General features: G+C 60.5%; 15 protein-coding genes, 2 tRNA genes and 1 other RNA gene. 8 read left to right on the forward strand and 10 right to left on the reverse strand.

From position 1 onward, the window contains the following. Positions 1 to 27: 27 nt before the first annotated feature. The 5 genes from ACSBQS_RS01945 (at position 28) to pnuC (ending at position 2,515) form a co-directional block, all read left to right on the forward strand. Positions 28 to 103: transfer RNA gene (locus ACSBQS_RS01945), tRNA-Val, on the forward strand. A gap of 6 nt (positions 104 to 109) precedes the next feature. Next, positions 110 to 185 (forward strand) — tRNA-Lys (locus ACSBQS_RS01950). Between the two features lie 76 nt (positions 186 to 261). Further along, a non-coding RNA gene (locus ACSBQS_RS01955) (RtT sRNA) lies at positions 262 to 386 on the forward strand. 321 nt (positions 387 to 707) lie between these two features. Next, positions 708 to 1,769 (forward strand): quinolinate synthase NadA, encoded by a 1,062-nt coding sequence (gene nadA / locus ACSBQS_RS01960; protein ID WP_015376982.1) that lies wholly within the window; start codon positions 708 to 710, stop codon positions 1,767 to 1,769. Between the two features lie 20 nt (positions 1,770 to 1,789). Continuing rightward, the gene (gene pnuC, locus ACSBQS_RS01965) at positions 1,790 to 2,515 is read left to right on the forward strand and encodes a nicotinamide riboside transporter PnuC (RefSeq protein ID WP_033652339.1); all 726 of its coding nucleotides are present in this window, start codon (positions 1,790 to 1,792) and stop codon (positions 2,513 to 2,515) included. 35 nt (positions 2,516 to 2,550) lie between these two features. Here pnuC and zitB read toward each other — a convergent pair whose 3' ends face one another. The 3 genes from zitB to ACSBQS_RS01980 are packed head-to-tail and all read right to left on the reverse strand — an operon-like array spanning position 2,551 to position 7,321. Next, on the reverse strand, positions 2,551 to 3,519 hold the full coding sequence (gene zitB / locus ACSBQS_RS01970) for a CDF family zinc transporter ZitB (RefSeq protein WP_047025689.1): 969 nt from the start codon (positions 3,517 to 3,519) through the stop codon (positions 2,551 to 2,553). Continuing rightward, positions 3,519 to 6,719, reverse strand: a complete 3,201-nt coding sequence (locus ACSBQS_RS01975) for an ATP-binding protein (RefSeq protein WP_047025688.1) — start codon at positions 6,717 to 6,719, stop codon at positions 3,519 to 3,521. The genes zitB and ACSBQS_RS01975 overlap by 1 nt, the downstream gene beginning before the upstream one ends. Next, positions 6,716 to 7,321 (reverse strand): response regulator, encoded by a 606-nt coding sequence (locus ACSBQS_RS01980; RefSeq protein WP_033642206.1) that lies wholly within the window; start codon positions 7,319 to 7,321, stop codon positions 6,716 to 6,718. Before ACSBQS_RS01980 ends, ACSBQS_RS01975 begins: the two co-directional genes overlap by 4 nt. Positions 7,322 to 7,533: 212 nt before the next feature. On the opposite strand from ACSBQS_RS01980, the gene aroG reads away from it, so the two are divergent. From aroG to ACSBQS_RS01995, 3 genes are all read left to right on the forward strand, one after another. Further along, positions 7,534 to 8,586 (forward strand): 3-deoxy-7-phosphoheptulonate synthase AroG, encoded by a 1,053-nt coding sequence (aroG, locus tag ACSBQS_RS01985; RefSeq protein ID WP_025301893.1) that lies wholly within the window; start codon positions 7,534 to 7,536, stop codon positions 8,584 to 8,586. 260 nt (positions 8,587 to 8,846) lie between these two features. After that, complete coding sequence (locus ACSBQS_RS01990; RefSeq protein WP_033642207.1) at positions 8,847 to 10,037, forward strand: YjgN family protein; 1,191 nt, start codon at positions 8,847 to 8,849, stop codon at positions 10,035 to 10,037. 7 nt (positions 10,038 to 10,044) lie between these two features. After that, positions 10,045 to 11,082 carry a M48 family metallopeptidase gene (locus tag ACSBQS_RS01995; RefSeq protein ID WP_046686585.1) on the forward strand — a complete coding sequence of 346 codons (1,038 nt, stop codon included), beginning with the start codon at positions 10,045 to 10,047 and terminating at the stop codon, positions 11,080 to 11,082. A gap of 46 nt (positions 11,083 to 11,128) precedes the next feature. On the opposite strand, the gene gpmA is transcribed toward ACSBQS_RS01995, so the two are convergent. The 7 genes from gpmA to ACSBQS_RS02030 form a co-directional block, all read right to left on the reverse strand. Continuing rightward, positions 11,129 to 11,881, reverse strand: a complete 753-nt coding sequence (gene gpmA, locus ACSBQS_RS02000; RefSeq protein ID WP_004939834.1) for a 2,3-diphosphoglycerate-dependent phosphoglycerate mutase — start codon at positions 11,879 to 11,881, stop codon at positions 11,129 to 11,131. A 216-nt stretch (positions 11,882 to 12,097) separates the two neighbouring features. Then, entirely contained in the window at positions 12,098 to 12,445 is a 348-nt protein-coding gene (locus ACSBQS_RS02005; RefSeq protein ID WP_033652343.1) for a PsiF family protein, read from the reverse strand. A 197-nt stretch (positions 12,446 to 12,642) separates the two neighbouring features. Beyond that, on the reverse strand, positions 12,643 to 13,686 hold the full coding sequence (galM, locus tag ACSBQS_RS02010; RefSeq protein WP_060659827.1) for a galactose-1-epimerase: 1,044 nt from the start codon (positions 13,684 to 13,686) through the stop codon (positions 12,643 to 12,645). Continuing rightward, complete coding sequence (gene galK / locus ACSBQS_RS02015; RefSeq protein WP_197666240.1) at positions 13,680 to 14,831, reverse strand: galactokinase; 1,152 nt, start codon at positions 14,829 to 14,831, stop codon at positions 13,680 to 13,682. The genes galM and galK overlap by 7 nt, the downstream gene beginning before the upstream one ends. After that, entirely contained in the window at positions 14,828 to 15,880 is a 1,053-nt protein-coding gene (gene galT / locus ACSBQS_RS02020) for a galactose-1-phosphate uridylyltransferase (protein WP_163964667.1), read from the reverse strand. Before galT ends, galK begins: the two co-directional genes overlap by 4 nt. Before the next feature lie 284 nt (positions 15,881 to 16,164). After that, positions 16,165 to 16,983: a CPBP family intramembrane glutamic endopeptidase gene (locus tag ACSBQS_RS02025; RefSeq protein ID WP_033652347.1), complete on the reverse strand. Its 819-nt coding sequence runs from the start codon at positions 16,981 to 16,983 to the stop codon at positions 16,165 to 16,167. 167 nt (positions 16,984 to 17,150) lie between these two features. Next, positions 17,151 to 17,723, reverse strand: coding sequence for a cysteine hydrolase family protein (locus tag ACSBQS_RS02030; RefSeq protein WP_033642216.1), 573 nt, complete (start codon positions 17,721 to 17,723; stop codon positions 17,151 to 17,153). Positions 17,724 to 17,786 lie beyond the last annotated feature (63 nt).

Below are 17,786 nucleotides of genomic sequence, written 5' to 3' on the forward strand. Positions count from 1 at the left end.
TGTGAAAAATAGCAGTACCAAAGCAGTGGGTGATTAGCTCAGTTGGTAGAGCATCTCCTTTACACGGAGGGGGTCGGCGGTTCGAGCCCGTCATCACCCACCACACTGCGGGTCGTTAGCTCAGTTGGTAGAGCAGTTGACTTTTAATCAATTGGTCGCAGGTTCGAATCCTGCACGACCCACCAATTCAGAAAAAAGCGCCTTTTGGCGCTTTTTTCGCATCTGCGCCTATCTGGCTCTGCCTTTATCTTCTTGCTGACATAGCCCACTGAGTCGTGCGGGTGAGATCCTGCGTTCAGGTTAGAGCATCGCGCAGCGATACGACAACGCGCAGCGTTGCCCGTAGGGTGAGGCCACAGGCCGAATCAATCCTGCACGATCCACCAATTCAGAAAAAAGCGCCTTTTGGCGCTTTTTTCGCCTCCGCAGCACCCCAACCTGAATCCCTGCTTTCTCGTTTCAACTCTGCGCCAATCGGCATCCGGGTCTTCCCTGGGCGTTATGCGTCTTCGCCAGGCCATTATCCGCTGTGTTCTGCGCGGCTCATTCCAGTGTTTTTAATCTATTAAACACTAAGTGCGCAAATTTGAAAATATCAGCGGACTTTTCGCGCAATTTTAGGTATTTTGTTTAGTATATAAAACTAAGGGCGTTGCGGCAGGCGATATTCAAATGGCAGGCGCCCAGCCTAGCATGAGATTGCAGCGATGAGTGAAATGTTTGATGTCAACGCGGCGGTGTATCCTTTCCCGCCCAAACCGGTACCGCTGGACGTAGCGGAAAAAGCCTTTTATCGCGAAAAGATCAAAACCTTGCTCAAGCAGCGCAATGCGGTGATGGTCGCCCACTACTATACCGATCCGGAAATCCAGGCGCTGGCGGAAGAAACCGGTGGCTGCGTGGCGGATTCGCTGGAAATGGCGCGCTTCGGCAGCGCCCATCCGGCTTCCACGTTGTTGGTGGCCGGCGTGCGCTTCATGGGGGAGACCGCCAAGATCCTCAGCCCGGAAAAACAGGTGCTGATGCCGACCCTGTTTGCCGAATGTTCGCTTGACCTGGGTTGCCCGGAAGAGGAGTTCCATGCGTTTTGCGACAGCCATCCCGATCGCACCGTGGTGGTCTATGCGAACACCTCGGCGGCGGTCAAAGCGCGCGCCGACTGGGTGGTGACCTCCAGCATCGCCGTCGAACTGATCGAGCATCTGGATAGCCTGGGCGAGAAAATTATCTGGGCGCCGGATCGCCATCTCGGCAGCTACGTGCAGAAGCAGACCGGCGCCGACGTGCTGTGCTGGCAAGGCGCCTGCATTGTCCATGACGAGTTCAAGACCCAGGCACTGCGGCGCATGAAGGCGCTCTATCCGCAGGCGGCTATCCTGGTGCATCCCGAATCGCCTCAGGCGGTGGTCGAGCTGGCGGATGCGGTGGGGTCTACCAGCCAGTTGATTCAGGCGGCGAAAACATTGCCGCATCAACAGCTGATCGTTGCCACCGATCGCGGTATCTTTTACAAGATGCAGCAGGCCTGTCCGGACAAGGAGCTGTTCGAAGCGCCGACCGCCGGAGAAGGCGCGACCTGCCGCAGCTGCGCGCATTGCCCGTGGATGGCGATGAATGGCCTGAAGGCGATTGCCGAAGGTCTGGAGCAGGGGGGCGCACAGCATGAGATCCACGTGGACGCTGCGTTGCGTGAAAAGGCGCTGGTGCCGCTGAACCGCATGCTGGATTTCGCCGCTCAGCTTAAGATGCAGGTTAAAGGCAACGCTTAACCGTTTAAAAGGATGACCTCATGAGCTTCTTCAGTACCAGCAATATTCTGGTGCACATTCCGCTTGGCGCGGGCGGTTACGATCTGTCGTGGATCGAAGCCATCGGCACCCTGTTCGGATTGCTGTGCATCTGGTACGCCAGCAAGGAAAAAATCGTCAACTACCTGTTCGGTCTGATCAACGTCACGCTGTTCGCGGTGATTTTCTTCCAGATCCAGCTGTACGCCAGCCTGCTGCTGCAGCTGTTTTTCTTCGGCGCCAATATTTACGGTTGGTATGCCTGGAGCCGCCAGACGCAGGATAATCAGGCTGAGCTGCAGATCCGCTGGCTGCCGCTGCCGAAAGCGCTGGCTTGGGCGGCGGTGTGCGTCATCGGCATTGGCCTGATGACCTTTAACATCGACCGCGTGTTCGCCTGGCTGACGCAGATTGCGGTGGCGGTGATGCAAGGGCTGGGGCTGAACGTACAGATGCCGACGCTGCAGCCGGACGCCTTCCCGTTCTGGGATTCGGCGATGATGGTGCTGTCCATCGTGGCGATGATCCTGATGACGCGCAAGTACGTGGAAAACTGGCTGCTGTGGGTGGTGATCGATGTCATCAGCGTGGCGATCTTCGCTTACCAGGGCGTTTACGCGATGGCGCTGGAGTACGTCATTCTGACGTTGATCGCGCTGAACGGCTCCTGGCTGTGGATCAAGAGCGCCGGGCGCAACCATTCCAATCCGTTATCTTCCGCTCCGTAACAACGCAGAGGGCGCCGTGATGGCGCCCTCTTGGCTTAGTGGCGATGCCCCAGGTGCGAATGCGCTTCGGCATGTGAGTGTTCACTCGGCTCCGGCGCCCGATTGATACCGCAGTCCGGCGTCTCGCAGTGCCGGTACTCCATCTGAATGGTCACGTGGCCGATCTTGTAGTGTTGCAACAGATAAGCCTGGATGCGTTGCAACAGCCCATCGTGGTCATGTGGCGGGATCACCTGCGCATGCAGCGTCATCAGCTTCTGTTCGCCGATCTGCCAGACGTGTACGTGGTGGATATTGCGCACTTCCGGGATGTTCAGGCACAGGTCTTTTTGCAGCTTGGCGATATCGACCTCCTGCGGCGTGCCTTCCAGCAGCTCGTGGAAGCTCTCCTTCAGCAGCCGCCAGGCGCTGCGCAGCACCAGACAGGAGACCAACACCGACAGGATCGGGTCAATCGGCGTCCAGCCGGTGGCGAGAATAACGATGGCCGCGACGATAGCGCCCACCGAGCCGAGCAGGTCGCCCAGCACATGCAGCGCGGCGGCGCGCACGTTGATATTTTTCTCTTCGCTGCCGCGATGCAGCAGCCAGAAGGCGAACAGGTTCGCCAGCAGCCCCGCTATGGCGATGATCAGCATCGGGGTACCCATCACCGGCTGCGGTTCGAAGAAACGCCGTATCGCCTCCCACAGGATGAATACCACGATCACCAGCAGCGCCGCGGCGTTGAGGAAGGCCGCCAGCGTGGTCAGGCGCAGGTAGCCGAAGGTGTGGCGCGCGTTGGGTTTGCGCTGGGAGAAGTGCACCGCCATCAGCGCCACCAGCAGCGCGGCGGCGTCGGTCAACATATGGCCGGCGTCGGCCAACAGCGCCAGCGAGCCGGACAACAGGCCGCCGACCACCTCGGCCACCATAAAGACGGCGGTGACTAAAAAAGCGGTCAGTAGGCGTTTACTATTACTGTTACTGTCTTTCGGCAGGTGTACGTGTGGAGTGTCCGACATTATTCATCCTTATGCATAGCGAAAGAGGGGGCGGCGGCGAGCAGAGCGTCCAGCTCCGGTTCTATCTGCGCCACTAACGCCTTTAATTTAGTATAAGCGGCGGCGGCAAGCTCGCCCCGACGTGCGGTATCCACCAGCTGTTGGCACAGCTGCGCGGCTTCCGGCAGCTGCAGCATCAGCAGGCTGCCCTTGATGCGGTGTGCCGCCTGCTCCAGGCGAGGCCAGTCGTTCGCGGCGACGGCGTCCGCCAGCCGCTGCCGGTCTTGCCGCAGCGTATCGCCGAGCGTCTGCGCCAGCCGCTGCAGCATGGCGCGATCGCCGCCCGCCATTTCGGCCAGCGTTTGCCGTAGGTCAGTAAGGACTGACTTTTCTTCCTGAGCCTGCGGTTGCTGAGCCAATACCTGGCCGATCGCCGTCAGCGAAATCGGCTTGGTCAGGAAGTGATCGATCGCCACCAGCCCCGGCGGGATGCGGGTAAACTCCTGCACGTCCGCCGAACAGAGCACGATGCGGCAAGGCGGGCGCTGCAGCCGCTGTTCGTCGCGCCGGATCAGCCTGGCCAGCGTCAGGCCGTCCGGGCGCGGCATGTTATAGTCGATAAACAGCAGGTCAAACGGCTGCCGTCGCTGGGCCTTCAGCAGCGCATAGCCTTGTTCGAAGCGGGCGGGTTGCTGCCCGAAGTGGCGCAGTTGGCGTTCCAGCAGCAACAAATTGGTGGGATGATCGTCGATCAGCGCGGTACGCAAGGCGGAAGACGGCAGAGCGAAGGTGTGCTCCTCCTGGGCGTCAGCCGGCGCGTCGCCGCTCAGCTCGACCGGTATCACTACCTCGACGCGGGTGCCGACGCCCGGCTGCGAGTGCAGCTCTATGCGGCCGCCCATCTGTTCGACGATTTCTTTGCAGATAGACAGGCCCAAACCGGTACCTTGCACCGAGATGCGTTGCGCGCCGCGCGCGCGGTAAAACGGTTGAAACAGCTTGCCTACCTCATCGGCGGCGATGCCGCAGCCGCTGTCGTTCACCGTTAACTGCAACTCTCCCCGTCGTTCATCCTGCGCGCGCCAGCCGACCTCGACCTGAATGGTTCCGCGCGTCGTGAACTTTATCGCATTGTTTATCAGGTTGTTAGCTACCTGAAGTAAACGCTCACCATCAATGACCACCGCCTCCGGCAGCGCCGGATCTGCCGCCACTTTCAACGTCAACGGCCGTTCGCCGATAAGCGGCCGGTAAAGGGCGTCAATACGCGCGACCCAGGGGCGCAGCGCCACCGGTTTTGGCGCCAACGTCAACGACCCGGTTTCCAGTCGGGCGTGATCCTGCAGGTCGTTGAGCAGGTTGAGCAGCGATGAGGCCGAACTGTAAATCACCGGCAGGCCTTCCGGCGCCGGTTGGCGTTTGAGCTCCAGTTCCAGCAGGCCAAGGATGGCGTGCATCGGCGTGCGCAGTTCATGGCTGACGGTGGCGAGGAATTTGCTCTTCATGCGGTTTTCCGCTTCGGCGCGGCGGCGCGCCTGCTCGAGCTCTTCGCGTTCGCGTTTTTCACGGCGCTGCAGCATGAAACGGCGCAGCGTCAGCGCCAACAGCAGCACGGTGGCGGCGGCCAACAGCGCCAGCAGCCAGGTGGTCTGCGGCGGCATGCGGTTGTCGTTCACCGCGTCGATAAGGTTGCTGCGGTCGACGATCCACTCGTCGCGCAGCGATTGCAGGGTATCCGCCGGGATCTGCATCAGGTTCTTATCGAGGATCGCCAGCAGCAGCGGCTGATCGCGGCGTACGCCGAACGCTACCGGATAGGGGATGTTGTTGGCGGCGAAGGCCAGTTTGATGGTGCCGGAATAGCGCGACAGCGCCAAAAAGTTGGCGGAAATGACGTTATCCACCAGCGCATCCAACTGGCCGTTGGCCAGCGCGTCGTACATCGACTTGCTGTCGGCGAAGCTGACGGTCTGTTCCTGCTCCGGCACCAGCCCCTGAGCCAAATCGCCCTGCAGCACGCCGATGCGCTTGCCGGCCAGATCGCTCCAGGTCGAGACGCCGTTGGCATACTGGCCGACGTAAACGCCCCACAGCGAACGGTGGATCGGCATGCTGGCGCCATAGCGCGCCTTGACGCCGCGCGCCAGCGGCAGGGCGGCGCGGAAGCTGGCCTGGCCGGATTGCACCAGCTGATCGGCCTGCTCGGCGTTGCGCGCCCACAGCGGCGCGAAACGCAGCCCGGTGTTTTGCGCGATGATGTTGAGAATATCGATGGCGTAGCCGCGCGGCTGGCCGTCGGAACCGCGGTAGGCGAACGGGAAGTTGTTCTCGATGGCGGCATAGTAAACCACGCGGTGGCTCGCCACCCAATTCTTCTCCATCGTCGTCAGATCGGCATTGCCGGTATCGAGGTAGCTGGGGATCTTTTTGCTCCAGCGGCTCTGCAGGGCATTCATCAGTTCCATCGGCGCGTCGGCGATGGCGGTGTCCAGCGTGTCTATCAGGCGCGGGTCGGCGGCGGCGAACACGAAGGAGAGGTTGCCCAGGTTCTCGTTGCTTTCAATTTGATAGAGCTGGCCGAGCTGCAGTTGGTCGATGATAAAGCTGGCGCTGGCCTCGTCGGCGATAAAGTAGTCGCTGCTGCCGTTGAGCAGCGAATAGACCGCCTGCAGGTTGTTGTCGTAGCGCTGGATCTGCGACGCCACCGCCTGCAGGGCGCCGCCGGACTGCATGTCGGTCAGCGCGCCGATCGCGACGCGGGCGTTGGCGGAATTGAGCATCACCGGCCTATCGTTGCTGCGATCGCGCAATACGCGCAGGTTGCTGATGTAGTAAGGCTGGGAGATCTCCAGCCCGTGCAGCGCTTCGCTCTGCGGGATGCCGTACAGCAGATCGACCTTGCCGTCGTGCAGCGCCTGTTCCAGCTGGGTCAGATCGGCGAAGCCGTAAATGGCGAAGCGGATGCCGGTCACCTGCTGGATATAGCCGAGGTAGTCGGCGTTCAGCCCATACAGATCGTCGTCCACGATGATGTTGTACGGGCTGGTGTTCTCACTGATGATGCCGACGCGCAGCGTGCGATCGCGCCAGGGATTTTTCTCGCCGACGATCAGCATATTCTCGGGGGTATTCAGGTTGCTGACCAGCTGATAGCGCACCGGCTCCGCCGCCTGCGCCAGGCCGCACCACAGGATCAGCAGCAGCAGGGCGCGGCGCATCATGGCGCCAGCTCTTTAAACACCGCCACCAGCTCCAGCAGGTTGCCGGCGCCGGTTTTGCGCTGGATGTTTTTTTTGTGCGTGCTGACAGTCTTGTTGCTGATGTGCAGCCGGTCGGCGATCTGCAGGTTGGACAGCCCCTGGCTCAGCAAGCCCAGCACCTCGAGCTCCTTAGGGGTGAGCAGCCCGCCGTCCGCCGTCGGTGCCTCTTCGGCCAGCGCAGCGGCGGGGAAGCTGATTTCACCGTCCAGCACCTGTTCGATCGCCTGCACCAACTCCGCCAGCGAGCTGCCTTTATTGACGAAACCGTCGGCGCCGGCGGCATGCGCCATGCGCGCATAGACATCGGCTTCCTGCGCGGTATAGATCAGGATCTTTTGTTGCGGATAGCGGCGGCGGATTTTTTTCAACAGCTGCAGCCCGTCGACCTGCGGCAGGCCGATATCCAGGATCACCAGGCCGAAAGCGGCCTCGGCCAGCAGGGCCAGCGCCTGTACGTCATCCTGCGCCGCCTGCAGGCGGTAGGGGCGGGATGATTTCATTAGCGCCGCTTCCAGTGCGACATGAACCACCGGGTGGTCATCAACTAATAGCAGAGAGGGCATGTTCAACTCGGGTCACTTTATATTCTGATCGCTAGCATAGCGAAAAAGGAGGCTCTGCGCTCGCCAGATGAAACAGCACAATCTGCTGTTAATTTGGCGGTTCCAGCGGCGGGGGGCAAAGGTGATTTACAGCGCCATTCTCACAGGCTAGATTGTTGGGATCTACACCGTTACGCACTGCGAAATACCCCACGATACCGAATGGAAAAGCTATGAATTACCAAAACGACGATTTACGCATTAATGATATTAAGGAACTCCTGCCGCCGGTGGCTTTGCTGGAGAAATTCCCGGCCACTGAACGCGCGGCAAAGACGGTGTCCCAGGCCCGCAGCGCAATTCACAATATCCTCCGCGGCAGCGACGATCGCCTGCTGGTGGTGATTGGCCCTTGCTCCATCCATGATACCCAAGCCGCCAAAGAGTACGCGGGGCGCCTGCTGGCGCTGCGTGAAGAACTGAGCGGCGAGCTGGAAGTGGTGATGCGCGTGTACTTCGAAAAACCGCGCACCACCGTGGGCTGGAAAGGCCTGATCAACGATCCGCAAATGGACAACAGCTTCAACATCAACGACGGCCTGCGCCTGGCGCGCAAGCTGCTGGTGGAGATCAACGACAGCGGGTTGCCGGCCGCCGGCGAATTCCTCGACATGATCACGCCGCAGTACCTGGCGGATTTGATGAGCTGGGGCGCCATCGGCGCGCGCACCACGGAATCGCAGGTGCACCGTGAACTGGCCTCTGGTCTCTCTTGCCCGGTCGGCTTCAAGAACGGCACCGACGGCACCATCAAGGTGGCGATCGACGCCATCAACGCCGCCGGCGCGCCGCACTGCTTCCTGTCGGTGACCAAATGGGGCCACTCGGCGATCGTTAACACCAGCGGCAACGGTGACTGCCACATTATCCTGCGCGGCGGCAAAGAGCCAAACTACAGCGCGGCGCATGTGAAGGACGTCAAAGCCGGTTTGAGCAAAGCGGGGCTGCCGGCGCAGGTGATGATCGACTTCAGCCATGCCAACAGCAGCAAACAGTTCAAAAAACAGATGGACGTGAGCGCCGATGTTTGCGGGCAAATTGGCGGCGGTGAAAAAGCGATTATCGGTGTAATGATCGAAAGCCACCTGGTGGAAGGCAACCAGAGCCTCGAAAGCGGCGAGCCGCTGGTTTACGGCAAGAGCGTCACCGACGGCTGCATCGGCTGGCAGGATACCGAAACCGTGCTGCGCGATCTGGCGGCGGCGGTGAAAGCGCGCCGCGGTTAATCGCGTAAAGAGGGGCTCGCCAGCGGGCCCTTTTTCTATTTACCTTAAAATTTTATATCTCCTGTCAATTTAAGGCCTACAGTCAATAGGCTTATTAAATCTTTAAGCGGCCGTATTCGCATTATTCCTATTTAATAAAAGAATAATTGTCACCGCTCTCGGCATTGTGCTTATATAAGACGCTTTTTTTATTCCATAAACCCCGCAGGCCTAATAAGTGGGGAGTGGTATGACCTTATTCCTTTCAGGACGAAAGAATTATGACAAACAATACCTCGCAGCCGCTGGGGCTGCACCGGATTAAATTCCATGGGAAAGGTGGTGAGTACTTCGCTATTTGGTTAGTCAACGCGTTATTGACCGCTCTGACCCTGGGCATCTATTCCGCCTGGGCGACGGTGCGTCGTCGTCGCTATTTTTACGGCAACACGGAATTGGACGGCGATCGTTTCGATTATCATGCGCAGCCGCTGCAAATTCTGAAAGGACGGCTGTTGGTGATCGGCGGCATCATCGTATTTTATTTCCTGCTGGCGGTGACGCCATTGCTGGGGCTGTTGGCGCTGCTGGTATTGCTTGCCCTGTTGCCGTGGATTGTTATCCGCAGCTGGCGCTACAATGCGATTATGTCGAGCTATCGCGGCGTGCGCTTTAATTATGTCTGCCGCACCGGGCGCGCCTATTGGGCTTTGCTGTTCTGCCCGTTATTGCTGATTATCGGACTGTATGTCGGTCTGATCGTCTTGCTCGGCATTGGCAGCGGTCTTGGCAGCATCAACGCCATCGCATTTATGCTGGTGCTGACGCTGATTTTGGCCGTGCCGGCATTTGCGGCGGTAAACGGCATTATTAGCGCACTGCAGCATGATTTGTACGTTAATAACCTGTTTTTCGGGAACACGCCGTTTATTGCCGAACTGAAGAAATCGGCCTTTATCAAATTTGCCTTGATCGGCCTGCTCATATTCCTGCCGTTCATGTTGGTCGCGCTGGTGTGCATCGGTTCGTTCTTCTTTACCCTCTATCAGATGGTATTGATGGGCATGTTGACCAACGAAGCCATCGATGTGCTGGTACTGGACAATATCAGCAGCCTTCTGCTGATGATGGTGGTGCTGCTGATCGGCGCCCTGGTGGCCAGCAGCTACCAGGTTGTCGCCCAACGCAACTACCTGTTTAACCAGGCAAGGCTGAACGGCGACATCAAGCTGCATTCCTCAATGAAAACGCTGCCGTACATGGGATTGTTGATCACCAATACCCTGATTACCCTGTTCTCGCTCGGTTTGGCGGCGCCGGTGGCGGAAGTGCGTCATGCCCGTTATCTGGCGGCGTGCACGGCGGTTGAAGGCGATCTGGCGCTGCTGGACATTACGGCGCATCAGGAAACCGCCAACAGCGCGGTGGCCGAAGAAGCGGTGCAGGCGCTGGATCTGGGCGGCAGCTTCTGAGGCGCCGATGATCCTTGAAGGTGCTTATCAGTTGCCGGGACGGGCCGCACGTGAGGCGGCTCGTCTGCTGGTGAACGAAAGCGGCGAAGGCGTGACGTTGCAGCGGCAGGATGAACAGCGTTACATCCCGCTGACGGACATCACCGTTTCTGCCGCGCTGGGCAATATTCCGCTGACGCTTACCTTCAAGGGCGGCGGGCGTTTTGTGCCCGATGACGACGCGGCCTTTCGCCGCTGGTTCTATCAGCGCCGTTCGCCGGGTTGGGTGCATCGCCTGGAACGCCATAAACGCGGCGTCGCCCTGGCGCTGCTGATGACGCTGCTGGCGGTAGTGACTTACGTTTACGTGGTGCTGCCGTGGGCGAGCAGCGAGATCGCCATGCGCATCCCCACCTCGGTGGAACAGAAGCTGGGCGAACATACGCAGACGTTCTTGGAGCAGAGTGGCTTCGCGCCCTCGGCACTGCCGGCCGAACGGCAACGGGCGCTGCAGCAGCTGTTCCGGCAGGTGATGCCGGCCGACATGCGCCAAGAGCGCACGCCGCTCTCGCTGAAGTTGATGGCGGCGCCCGGCGCGCCGAACGCCTTTATGTTGCCGGACGGCACGCTGGTGCTCAGCGATAGCCTGGTCACCTTGTCGAAAAACGACGATGGCTTGGCGGCGGTGATGCTGCACGAAATGGGGCATCACGCTTATCGCCATCCGATGCGCATGTTGGTGCGCTCGTCACTGGTGGCATTGACGCTGATGTGGATGACGGGTGACGTCAGCGGCATCGGCGACACGTTGCTGCAGTCCGCATCCTTCGTAAATGAGATGCAGTTTTCTCGCGGGATGGAGCGTGAGGCGGATGCGTTTGCGATAGCGGAAATGCAGCGCCAGGGGCGTTCGCTGGCGGAAATGGCGGCGATCTACCGCGCGTTGGCGCAGGCGCCTGAACGAGAAAAGACCGATGACTGGGCGCTGCCTGCCTGGCTCAGCACTCATCCGGCGATGCAGGAACGGCTGGATGCGGTAAATGAGGCGATGGCGCAGCAGAAATAAAAAAGCCCCCGGTGAAAACCGGGGGCTTTTTCGTGAACCGGCGAAATTACTTCGCTTTACCCTGGTTCGCCACGGCCGCCGCTTTTGCAGCGATCTCATCGGCGTTACCCAGGTAGTAACGTTTGGTTGGCTTGAAGTTCTCGTCGAACTCATACACCAACGGCACGCCGGTTGGGATGTTCAGCTCGAGGATTTCGTCTTCGCTCAGGTTATCCAGGTATTTCACCAGCGCGCGCAGCGAGTTGCCGTGCGCCGCAACGATCACGCGCTCGCCGCTCTTGATGCGTGGCAGGATCTCTTCGTCCCAGTAAGGGATAACGCGATCGATGGTCAGCGCCAGGCTTTCGGTCAGCGGCAGCTCTTGCTCGGTCAGCGAGGCGTAACGCGGATCGTGGCCAGGATAACGTTCGTCTTCTTTGGTCAGCTCCGGCGGGGTCACTGCGAAGCCGCGACGCCATTGCTTCACCTGCTCGTCGCCGTATTTTTCAGCGGTTTCCGCTTTGTTCAGACCCTGCAGCGCGCCGTAGTGACGTTCATTCAGCTTCCAGGATTTTTCGGTTGGCAACCAGGCCTGATCCAGCTCGTCGAGGATGTTCCACAGGGTGTGGATCGCGCGCTTCAGTACGGAGGTGTAAGCGAAGTCGAAAGTGAAACCTTCTTCTTTCAACAGCTTGCCTGCTGCTTTCGCTTCGGTGCGGCCCTTGTCGGACAGATCAACATCATACCAACCGGTGAAGCGGTTTTCTTGGTTCCACTGGCTTTCGCCGTGACGCACCAGAACCAGCTTAGTTACAGCCATAGCTTAACTCCTTAATAATCTGACATTTCAATGATAACGAAAATCATTATATTGCCGCGGGCCGGGGCTCGGCAATCGATAGTGTCTAACCATAGCCAATTTCTTGCCGCAAAGTAAGGGCTGGAGAAAGGAAAAAGCTGAATCGTTCAACCTGAGGCGGAAGGGGGAGAAACGGCGCGTCGGAATCGCTTCGGACGCGCCGTGGCAGAGGGGAAATCAGGCCGATTTTTTCAGGCAGTTGCTCATGAAGGTTTTACGCGCGTCGCCCTTCAGATCCTTGGTCTTGGCGTCGGCGTTGCAGGTTTTCATCTTCTGCTGCTGCGGCGTCAGGGTTTTGCCCGTCGCAGCGGCGCCTTCGGATTTCAGACAGGTGCTCATAAAGGTGGAGCGATCCGCGCCTTTCAGCGACTTGGTGGATGCCTGCTGGTTGCAATCGGTCATGCGTTTCTGTTGGGCCGCCTGCGCCGGCGAAGGCGTTTTCGTCGCCGTCGTCGCGTCGGCCGCCATCAGATTGGTGCTCAGCATTAAGCCCGCCAGCAATGGAAGTGCAGTAATCAGACGCATAGGTGTTCCTTCAGCTATTGATTGGCCGCCATCGGCCGAAAATTGTGACGTTGCACAAGGCGTTGTGCTTATCACGGTAGCCTGAGTGTAGTGCGCGCTTTGGAATAAGGGAAGGTGGGCGTCGGCGGGGGGATAGGGCTAAAAGGTAAGCATTTATAACAAATCGCCCCCGGCCGCACGGCGAGGGGCATGGCGGGTTAGATAGGATAAAACTGATAATGCGTGGCGCTGCGGTAGCGGCTCCCCGGCTGCAGCCAGCAATCCGGCTGCGGCCACTCGGGATGGTGCGGGCTGTCCGGCAAAAACTCGCTTTCCAGCGCCACGCCGGCATGGTTGGCATAGCTGCCGCCGTCGCGCGCCGGCGTGCCGGCCAGAAAATTGCCGCTGTAGAGTTGCAGCGCAGGTGCGTCGGTGAACACGCTCATTTGCACCTGCCCGTCGGCGGACCATAAATGGGCCGCCGGGCTTTCCAGCGCGCCGCAGATGCGGTGCAACAGAAAGGCGTGATCGTAGCCGTTGACCCGCTGTTGGTCGCGATCGCGCAGGAAATCCTGCAGCAGCGTTTTCGGTTGACGAAAATCCATGCCGCTGCCGTCCACCGGCGTCAGCTCGGCGCAGGGAATGCCCTCGGCGTCGACGGGCAGATAGCGATCGGCGAACAGCTGCAGCCGTTGGGCGCGGGCGTCGGTGCCGGGGCCGTCCAGATTGAAATAGGCGTGGTTGGTCAGGTTGACCGGGCAGGGGCGATCGACCTGCGCCAGATAGCTGATTTCCAGACGATTATCGGGGGTCAGGCGGTAGCAAACCTGCACGTCGAGATTGCCGGGGAAGCCCTGATCGCCATCCGCTGAATGCAGCGCATAGCAGACCTGGTGCGCATCCTGCTGTACCCGGCGCCAGCGGCGGGCATGAAAACCGTCGGGGCCGCCGTGCAACTGGTGCGCGCCCTGATTGGCGAGCAGCGCATGGGATTTACCGTCGATGGGCAGGCTGGCATTGGCGATGCGGTTGGCGTAACGGCCAACGGTGGCGCCCAGATAGGCGCCCTGACGTTGATAGTCCGCGGCGCTGCGGCAGCCGAGCAGCAGCTCGCGTTTTTCGCCGGATGTGAGCGGTAATACCGCGGACAACCAGGTGGCGCCCCAGTCCATCAGGGTGACGGTCATGCCGCCGGCGTTTTGCAGCCGCGTCAGCTGGTAAGGCTGCCCATCGGGCGCCGCTTCCGTGCTCACCGTCAGCATGTGCCGGCCCCCTGCGAAGCCTGGCAGACGTAAAACGTTTCCCGCAATCCGCCGGTTTGCAGCGGATACTCGTGCGCCACGGCGGCGCGCACCGTTTCCACGAGGTCCTGCGGCATCAGCGCGACGATGCAGCCGCCAAAGCCGCCTCCGGTCATGCGCACGCCGCCGCGCGGGCCGAGGGTCGCTTTGACAATCTCGACCAACCGATCGATTGGCGGCACGGTGATTTCGAAGTCGTCACGCATCGAGGCGTGGGACTCCGCCATCAGCCGACCCATGCGTTGCAGATCGCCGGCCGCCAGCGCATCGGCCGCCGCCAGCGTGCGGGCATTCTCGCTGATGACATGGCGCGCGCGTTTGGCCACCAACGGATCCAACTCATGTTGACGCGCTGCAAACTGTTCGGGGCTGACGTCGCGCAGCGCCTTGACGCCGAAGAAACGCGCCGCTTCTTCGCACTGTTTGCGGCGGGTGTTGTATTCGCTGTCCACCAGCCCGCGTTGCACATTGGAGTTGATGATCACCACCGCCACGCTGTCCGGCATCGGCACCGCGCGGGTCTCCAGCGAGCGGCAGTCGATCAGCAGAGCGCTGTCGTGCCGGCCGAGCGCGGAGATCAGCTGGTCCATGATGCCGCAGTTGCAACCGACGAATTGGTTCTCCGCCTCCTGGCCGTTCAGCGCCAGCGCCACGCCGTCCAGCGGCAGCTGATAGAGCGCCTGCAGCGCCTGGCCCACCGCCACTTCCAGCGCGGCGGAGGAGCTGAGCCCCGCGCCCTGCGGCACATTGCCGGCGATCACCAGATCCGCGCCGCCGAAATCGGCGTTACGGCGCTGAAGGTGCTTCACCACGCCGCGGACATAGTCGGACCAGCGCTGGTCGGGATGGCTGACGATCGGATCGTCGAGCGAGAATTGATCCTGCTGATTCTGATAATCGGCGGCCAGCACGCGGATCTGACGGTCGTCGCGCTTGGCGCAGGCGATAACGGTTTGGTAATCAATGGCGCAGGGCAGCACGAAGCCGTCATTGTAATCGGTATGCTCGCCGATCAGGTTCACCCGCCCCGGCGCCTGGATGGTCAACGCCGGCGCATAGCCGAAGTGTTCGGTAAACAGGGAATGGGTAAGCGGTTTCAGGCTCATGCTTGGGCTCCGGCTTCACGGTAATGAATATCGCTGACGGCGCGCAGACGCTCTGCGGCCTGTTCGGCGGTCAGGTCACGCTGGGTTTCCGCCAGCATCTCGTAACCGACCATAAATTTGCGCACGCTGGCTGAACGCAGCAGCGGCGGATAGAAATGGGCGTGCAGCTGCCAGTGCCGGTTGTCGGCGCCATTGAACGGCGCGCCGTGCCATCCCATCGAATAGGGGAACGAGCACTGGAACAGGTTGTCGTAGCGGCTGGTCAGCTTCTTCAGCGCCAGCGCCAGATCGCGGCTTTGCGCCGCGCTGAGATCGGTGATGCGCTGCACCGCCGTTTTCGGCAGCAGCAGCGTTTCAAACGGCCAGGCGGCCCAGTAGGGCACCACCGCCAGCCAGTGTTCGGTGTTCACCACGATGCGTTCGCCTGCGGCCAGCTCGCGCTGCGCATAGTCCAGCAGCAGCGGGGAGGCATGTTCCCGGAAATAGTCGTGTTGCAGGCGATCTTCGCGTTCGGCCTCGTTCGGCAGAAAACTGTTGGCCCAGACCTGCCCGTGCGGGTGCGGGTTGGAGCAGCCCATCGCCGCGCCTTTGTTTTCGAACAGTTGCACCCAGGGGTAGTGCTTGCCCAGCTCCTCGGTTTGCGCCTGCCAGGCGGTGACCACCTGCTCCAGCGCCGGCAGCGTCAGTTCGGGCAGGGTCTTGCTGTGATCGGGAGAGAAACAGATAACCCGGCTGACGCCGCGCGCGCTCTGGCTGCGCATCAGCGGATCGTGGCTGTCGGGCGCCGGCGGCGTATCGCTCATCAGCGCGGCGAAATCGTTGGTAAAGACATAGGTGCCGCGATATTCCGGATTGCGATCGCCGGTGACGCGCGCATTGCCCGGGCACAGGAAACAGTCGGGATCGTGCGTCGGCAGCGTTGCCGTGGGGACGCTCTCCTGTTGGCCCTGCCAGGGGCGCTTGGCGCGGTGCGGTGAGACCAGCACCCACTGGCCGCTCAGCGGGTTAAAGCGGCGGTGCGGATGGTCGATAGGGTTAAATTCCGTCATACGGTTCCTTTCTTGGCGTCGACGAGGGTGTAATCGCTTCCAATTACCGTCTTGATACGCCCATTGCTGAACAGGGAGTGGTCAATGCGCAAAAAGATAGCATGGCTACAGCGATAAAAAGGTGATCCAACGCGAAAAATGGAATCGTTTACACTTCGATGCAAAGCGCCGGACAGGCGGCGTAAAGCAGCATGCAAAGCGGTTGATGGCGGGGCGGTGAGGCGCTTGTGATAGCGTTTTCATCCAGCCACCGGCAGAGAAGCGCTCTCTGCCGGCGTCAGACGTTAGGGATGCTGATACAGCGGGTAGGTGAAGAACAGCAGATGGGTCAGGTTCAGTCCGAAATGGAACAGAATCGGTACCCACAGACGGCCGCTCCACATCCACGCCAGGCCGTAGATCACCCCGGCGAGGGTCGCGAAGATCACCATCAGCGTACCGCCCGCCAGATGCGCGGCGCCGAACACCAGGGAGGCGACAATCAGCGCCGGCCAGGCCCCCAGCCACTGGCTGAGGCGCTGCTGCAGGTAGCCGCGAAACAGCGCTTCTTCGGCCATGCAGACGAAGAACAGGTTCGCCATGACGAAGGGCAGGATCCAGGCAGGCGCATGCAGCTCGATTTTTAAGCCGCCCAGCGCCACCGCCAGCAGCAACAGCGCCGGCACGGCCAGCAGCAGCGCAATCCAGCCCGCCTTGCCGCCGTTGCCGCCGCGTTCGGCGGAAAACAATGTGGGCAAGCAGGCGAACAGCAGGAACGGCACCATCGCCTTGTCGAAGTTGTAATACATGGTGAACGGCGCGCTGAGCGGGCCGGCCTTTTCGCCGTCGATCATCAGCTGGTTGTGGATGCCAGGCACCAGATGCAAGAACAGCGCCACGCAGCCGGCGATCACCAACCCTTCGAGCGCGATCGCCAGATTACGCTGCGCGCGAAAATAATGACGTAGACCCGCCAGCGCCACGATGGCCAACAGGCAACCCAGGCTGAGTGGCGTCAGCACCCCATGATAAAGCCCCATGCCCGCCGAGGCGGCCAGGATCACCCAGGCTATCAGCCGGTTAAACGGCAAGAAAAATAACGAAGCAGCCAGTACGCCCCACATAATATGTCCCTTTAAAATATGTACACGGCGCTCAGCGCCTTTGCGGCGTGCGATGATGGCGAAATTGAGCGCTAAAGCGGATAGTAGCACACCAGAATGACGCTAAAGGTCGGGGCAGTGATGCATTCGTGCATTATGCCGGCCGACACAACCGGCGGCGATGCGGGTTAACCTCTCATCCAGGCCTGCGAACGGGTGATTTCGGCCAGATTTTGCAGGGTATCCAGACTCTGCTGGTGGATCTCCTGCGTAGGGGCTGCGCACAGATCGTGCAATACGGTCACCTGAAAGCCGGCGTCGTGCGCCTGACGCGCGGTGCTTTCGATGGCGAGCGGCGTGCTGATGCCCGCCAGCAGCAAATGGTGGCACCGATGTTGCCGCAGCCAGGCTAACAAATTGTTACCGGAGAAGGCGCTAACCGCCGTTTTTTCAAACTGCAGATCGGTCTCTTCCCGGTGCAGTTCGGGCACCCAGCGGCATCCCGGGCCATTTAGCCGCAGCGCGCCGATCTGCTTGAGATGGTTGAACAGCGGCGAGTGAGGCGGGATGTCATGATAATCGTCGGCGAATCCCACCCGCACCCAAATTACCGGGATTTTTCGCACCCGCGCATAGGCCGCGGCGGCATTGACGTTGGCGAGCAGGTGGGTCGCCGCCACCTGTTCACGGCAGTGGTTGGCGCGGCCTTTGGGCCCGATAAGATCCTCGATCAGGTCGATGATAATCAACGCAGCGGACATGGCGTCTCCAGAAAATGGCTTTCTTTCTTTCTATGATAAAAGGCCAAATGTGATGTGCTGCGG

This window comes from Serratia sp. H402Y (assembly GCF_051172415.1).
GTDB classification, from domain to species: Bacteria; Pseudomonadota; Gammaproteobacteria; order Enterobacterales; family Enterobacteriaceae; genus Serratia; species Serratia ureilytica.

Excerpts from the sequence above, each read along its gene's own strand:
- nadA (WP_015376982.1), top strand. The coding sequence starts at position 708 with ATGAGTGAAATGTTTGATGTCAACGCGGCGGTGTATCCTTTCCCGCCC.
- pnuC (WP_033652339.1), top strand. The coding sequence starts at position 1,790 with ATGAGCTTCTTCAGTACCAGCAATATTCTGGTGCACATTCCGCTTGGC.
- zitB (WP_047025689.1), bottom strand. The coding sequence starts at position 3,519 with ATGTCGGACACTCCACACGTACACCTGCCGAAAGACAGTAACAGTAAT.
- ACSBQS_RS01975 (WP_047025688.1), bottom strand. The coding sequence starts at position 6,719 with ATGATGCGCCGCGCCCTGCTGCTGCTGATCCTGTGGTGCGGCCTGGCG.
- ACSBQS_RS01980 (WP_033642206.1), bottom strand. The coding sequence starts at position 7,321 with ATGCCCTCTCTGCTATTAGTTGATGACCACCCGGTGGTTCATGTCGCA.
- aroG (WP_025301893.1), top strand. The coding sequence starts at position 7,534 with ATGAATTACCAAAACGACGATTTACGCATTAATGATATTAAGGAACTC.
- ACSBQS_RS01990 (WP_033642207.1), top strand. The coding sequence starts at position 8,847 with ATGACAAACAATACCTCGCAGCCGCTGGGGCTGCACCGGATTAAATTC.
- ACSBQS_RS01995 (WP_046686585.1), top strand. The coding sequence starts at position 10,045 with ATGATCCTTGAAGGTGCTTATCAGTTGCCGGGACGGGCCGCACGTGAG.
- gpmA (WP_004939834.1), bottom strand. The coding sequence starts at position 11,881 with ATGGCTGTAACTAAGCTGGTTCTGGTGCGTCACGGCGAAAGCCAGTGG.
- ACSBQS_RS02005 (WP_033652343.1), bottom strand. The coding sequence starts at position 12,445 with ATGCGTCTGATTACTGCACTTCCATTGCTGGCGGGCTTAATGCTGAGC.
- galM (WP_060659827.1), bottom strand. The coding sequence starts at position 13,686 with ATGCTGACGGTGAGCACGGAAGCGGCGCCCGATGGGCAGCCTTACCAG.
- galK (WP_197666240.1), bottom strand. The coding sequence starts at position 14,831 with ATGAGCCTGAAACCGCTTACCCATTCCCTGTTTACCGAACACTTCGGC.
- galT (WP_163964667.1), bottom strand. The coding sequence starts at position 15,880 with ATGACGGAATTTAACCCTATCGACCATCCGCACCGCCGCTTTAACCCG.
- ACSBQS_RS02025 (WP_033652347.1), bottom strand. The coding sequence starts at position 16,983 with ATGTGGGGCGTACTGGCTGCTTCGTTATTTTTCTTGCCGTTTAACCGG.
- ACSBQS_RS02030 (WP_033642216.1), bottom strand. The coding sequence starts at position 17,723 with ATGTCCGCTGCGTTGATTATCATCGACCTGATCGAGGATCTTATCGGG.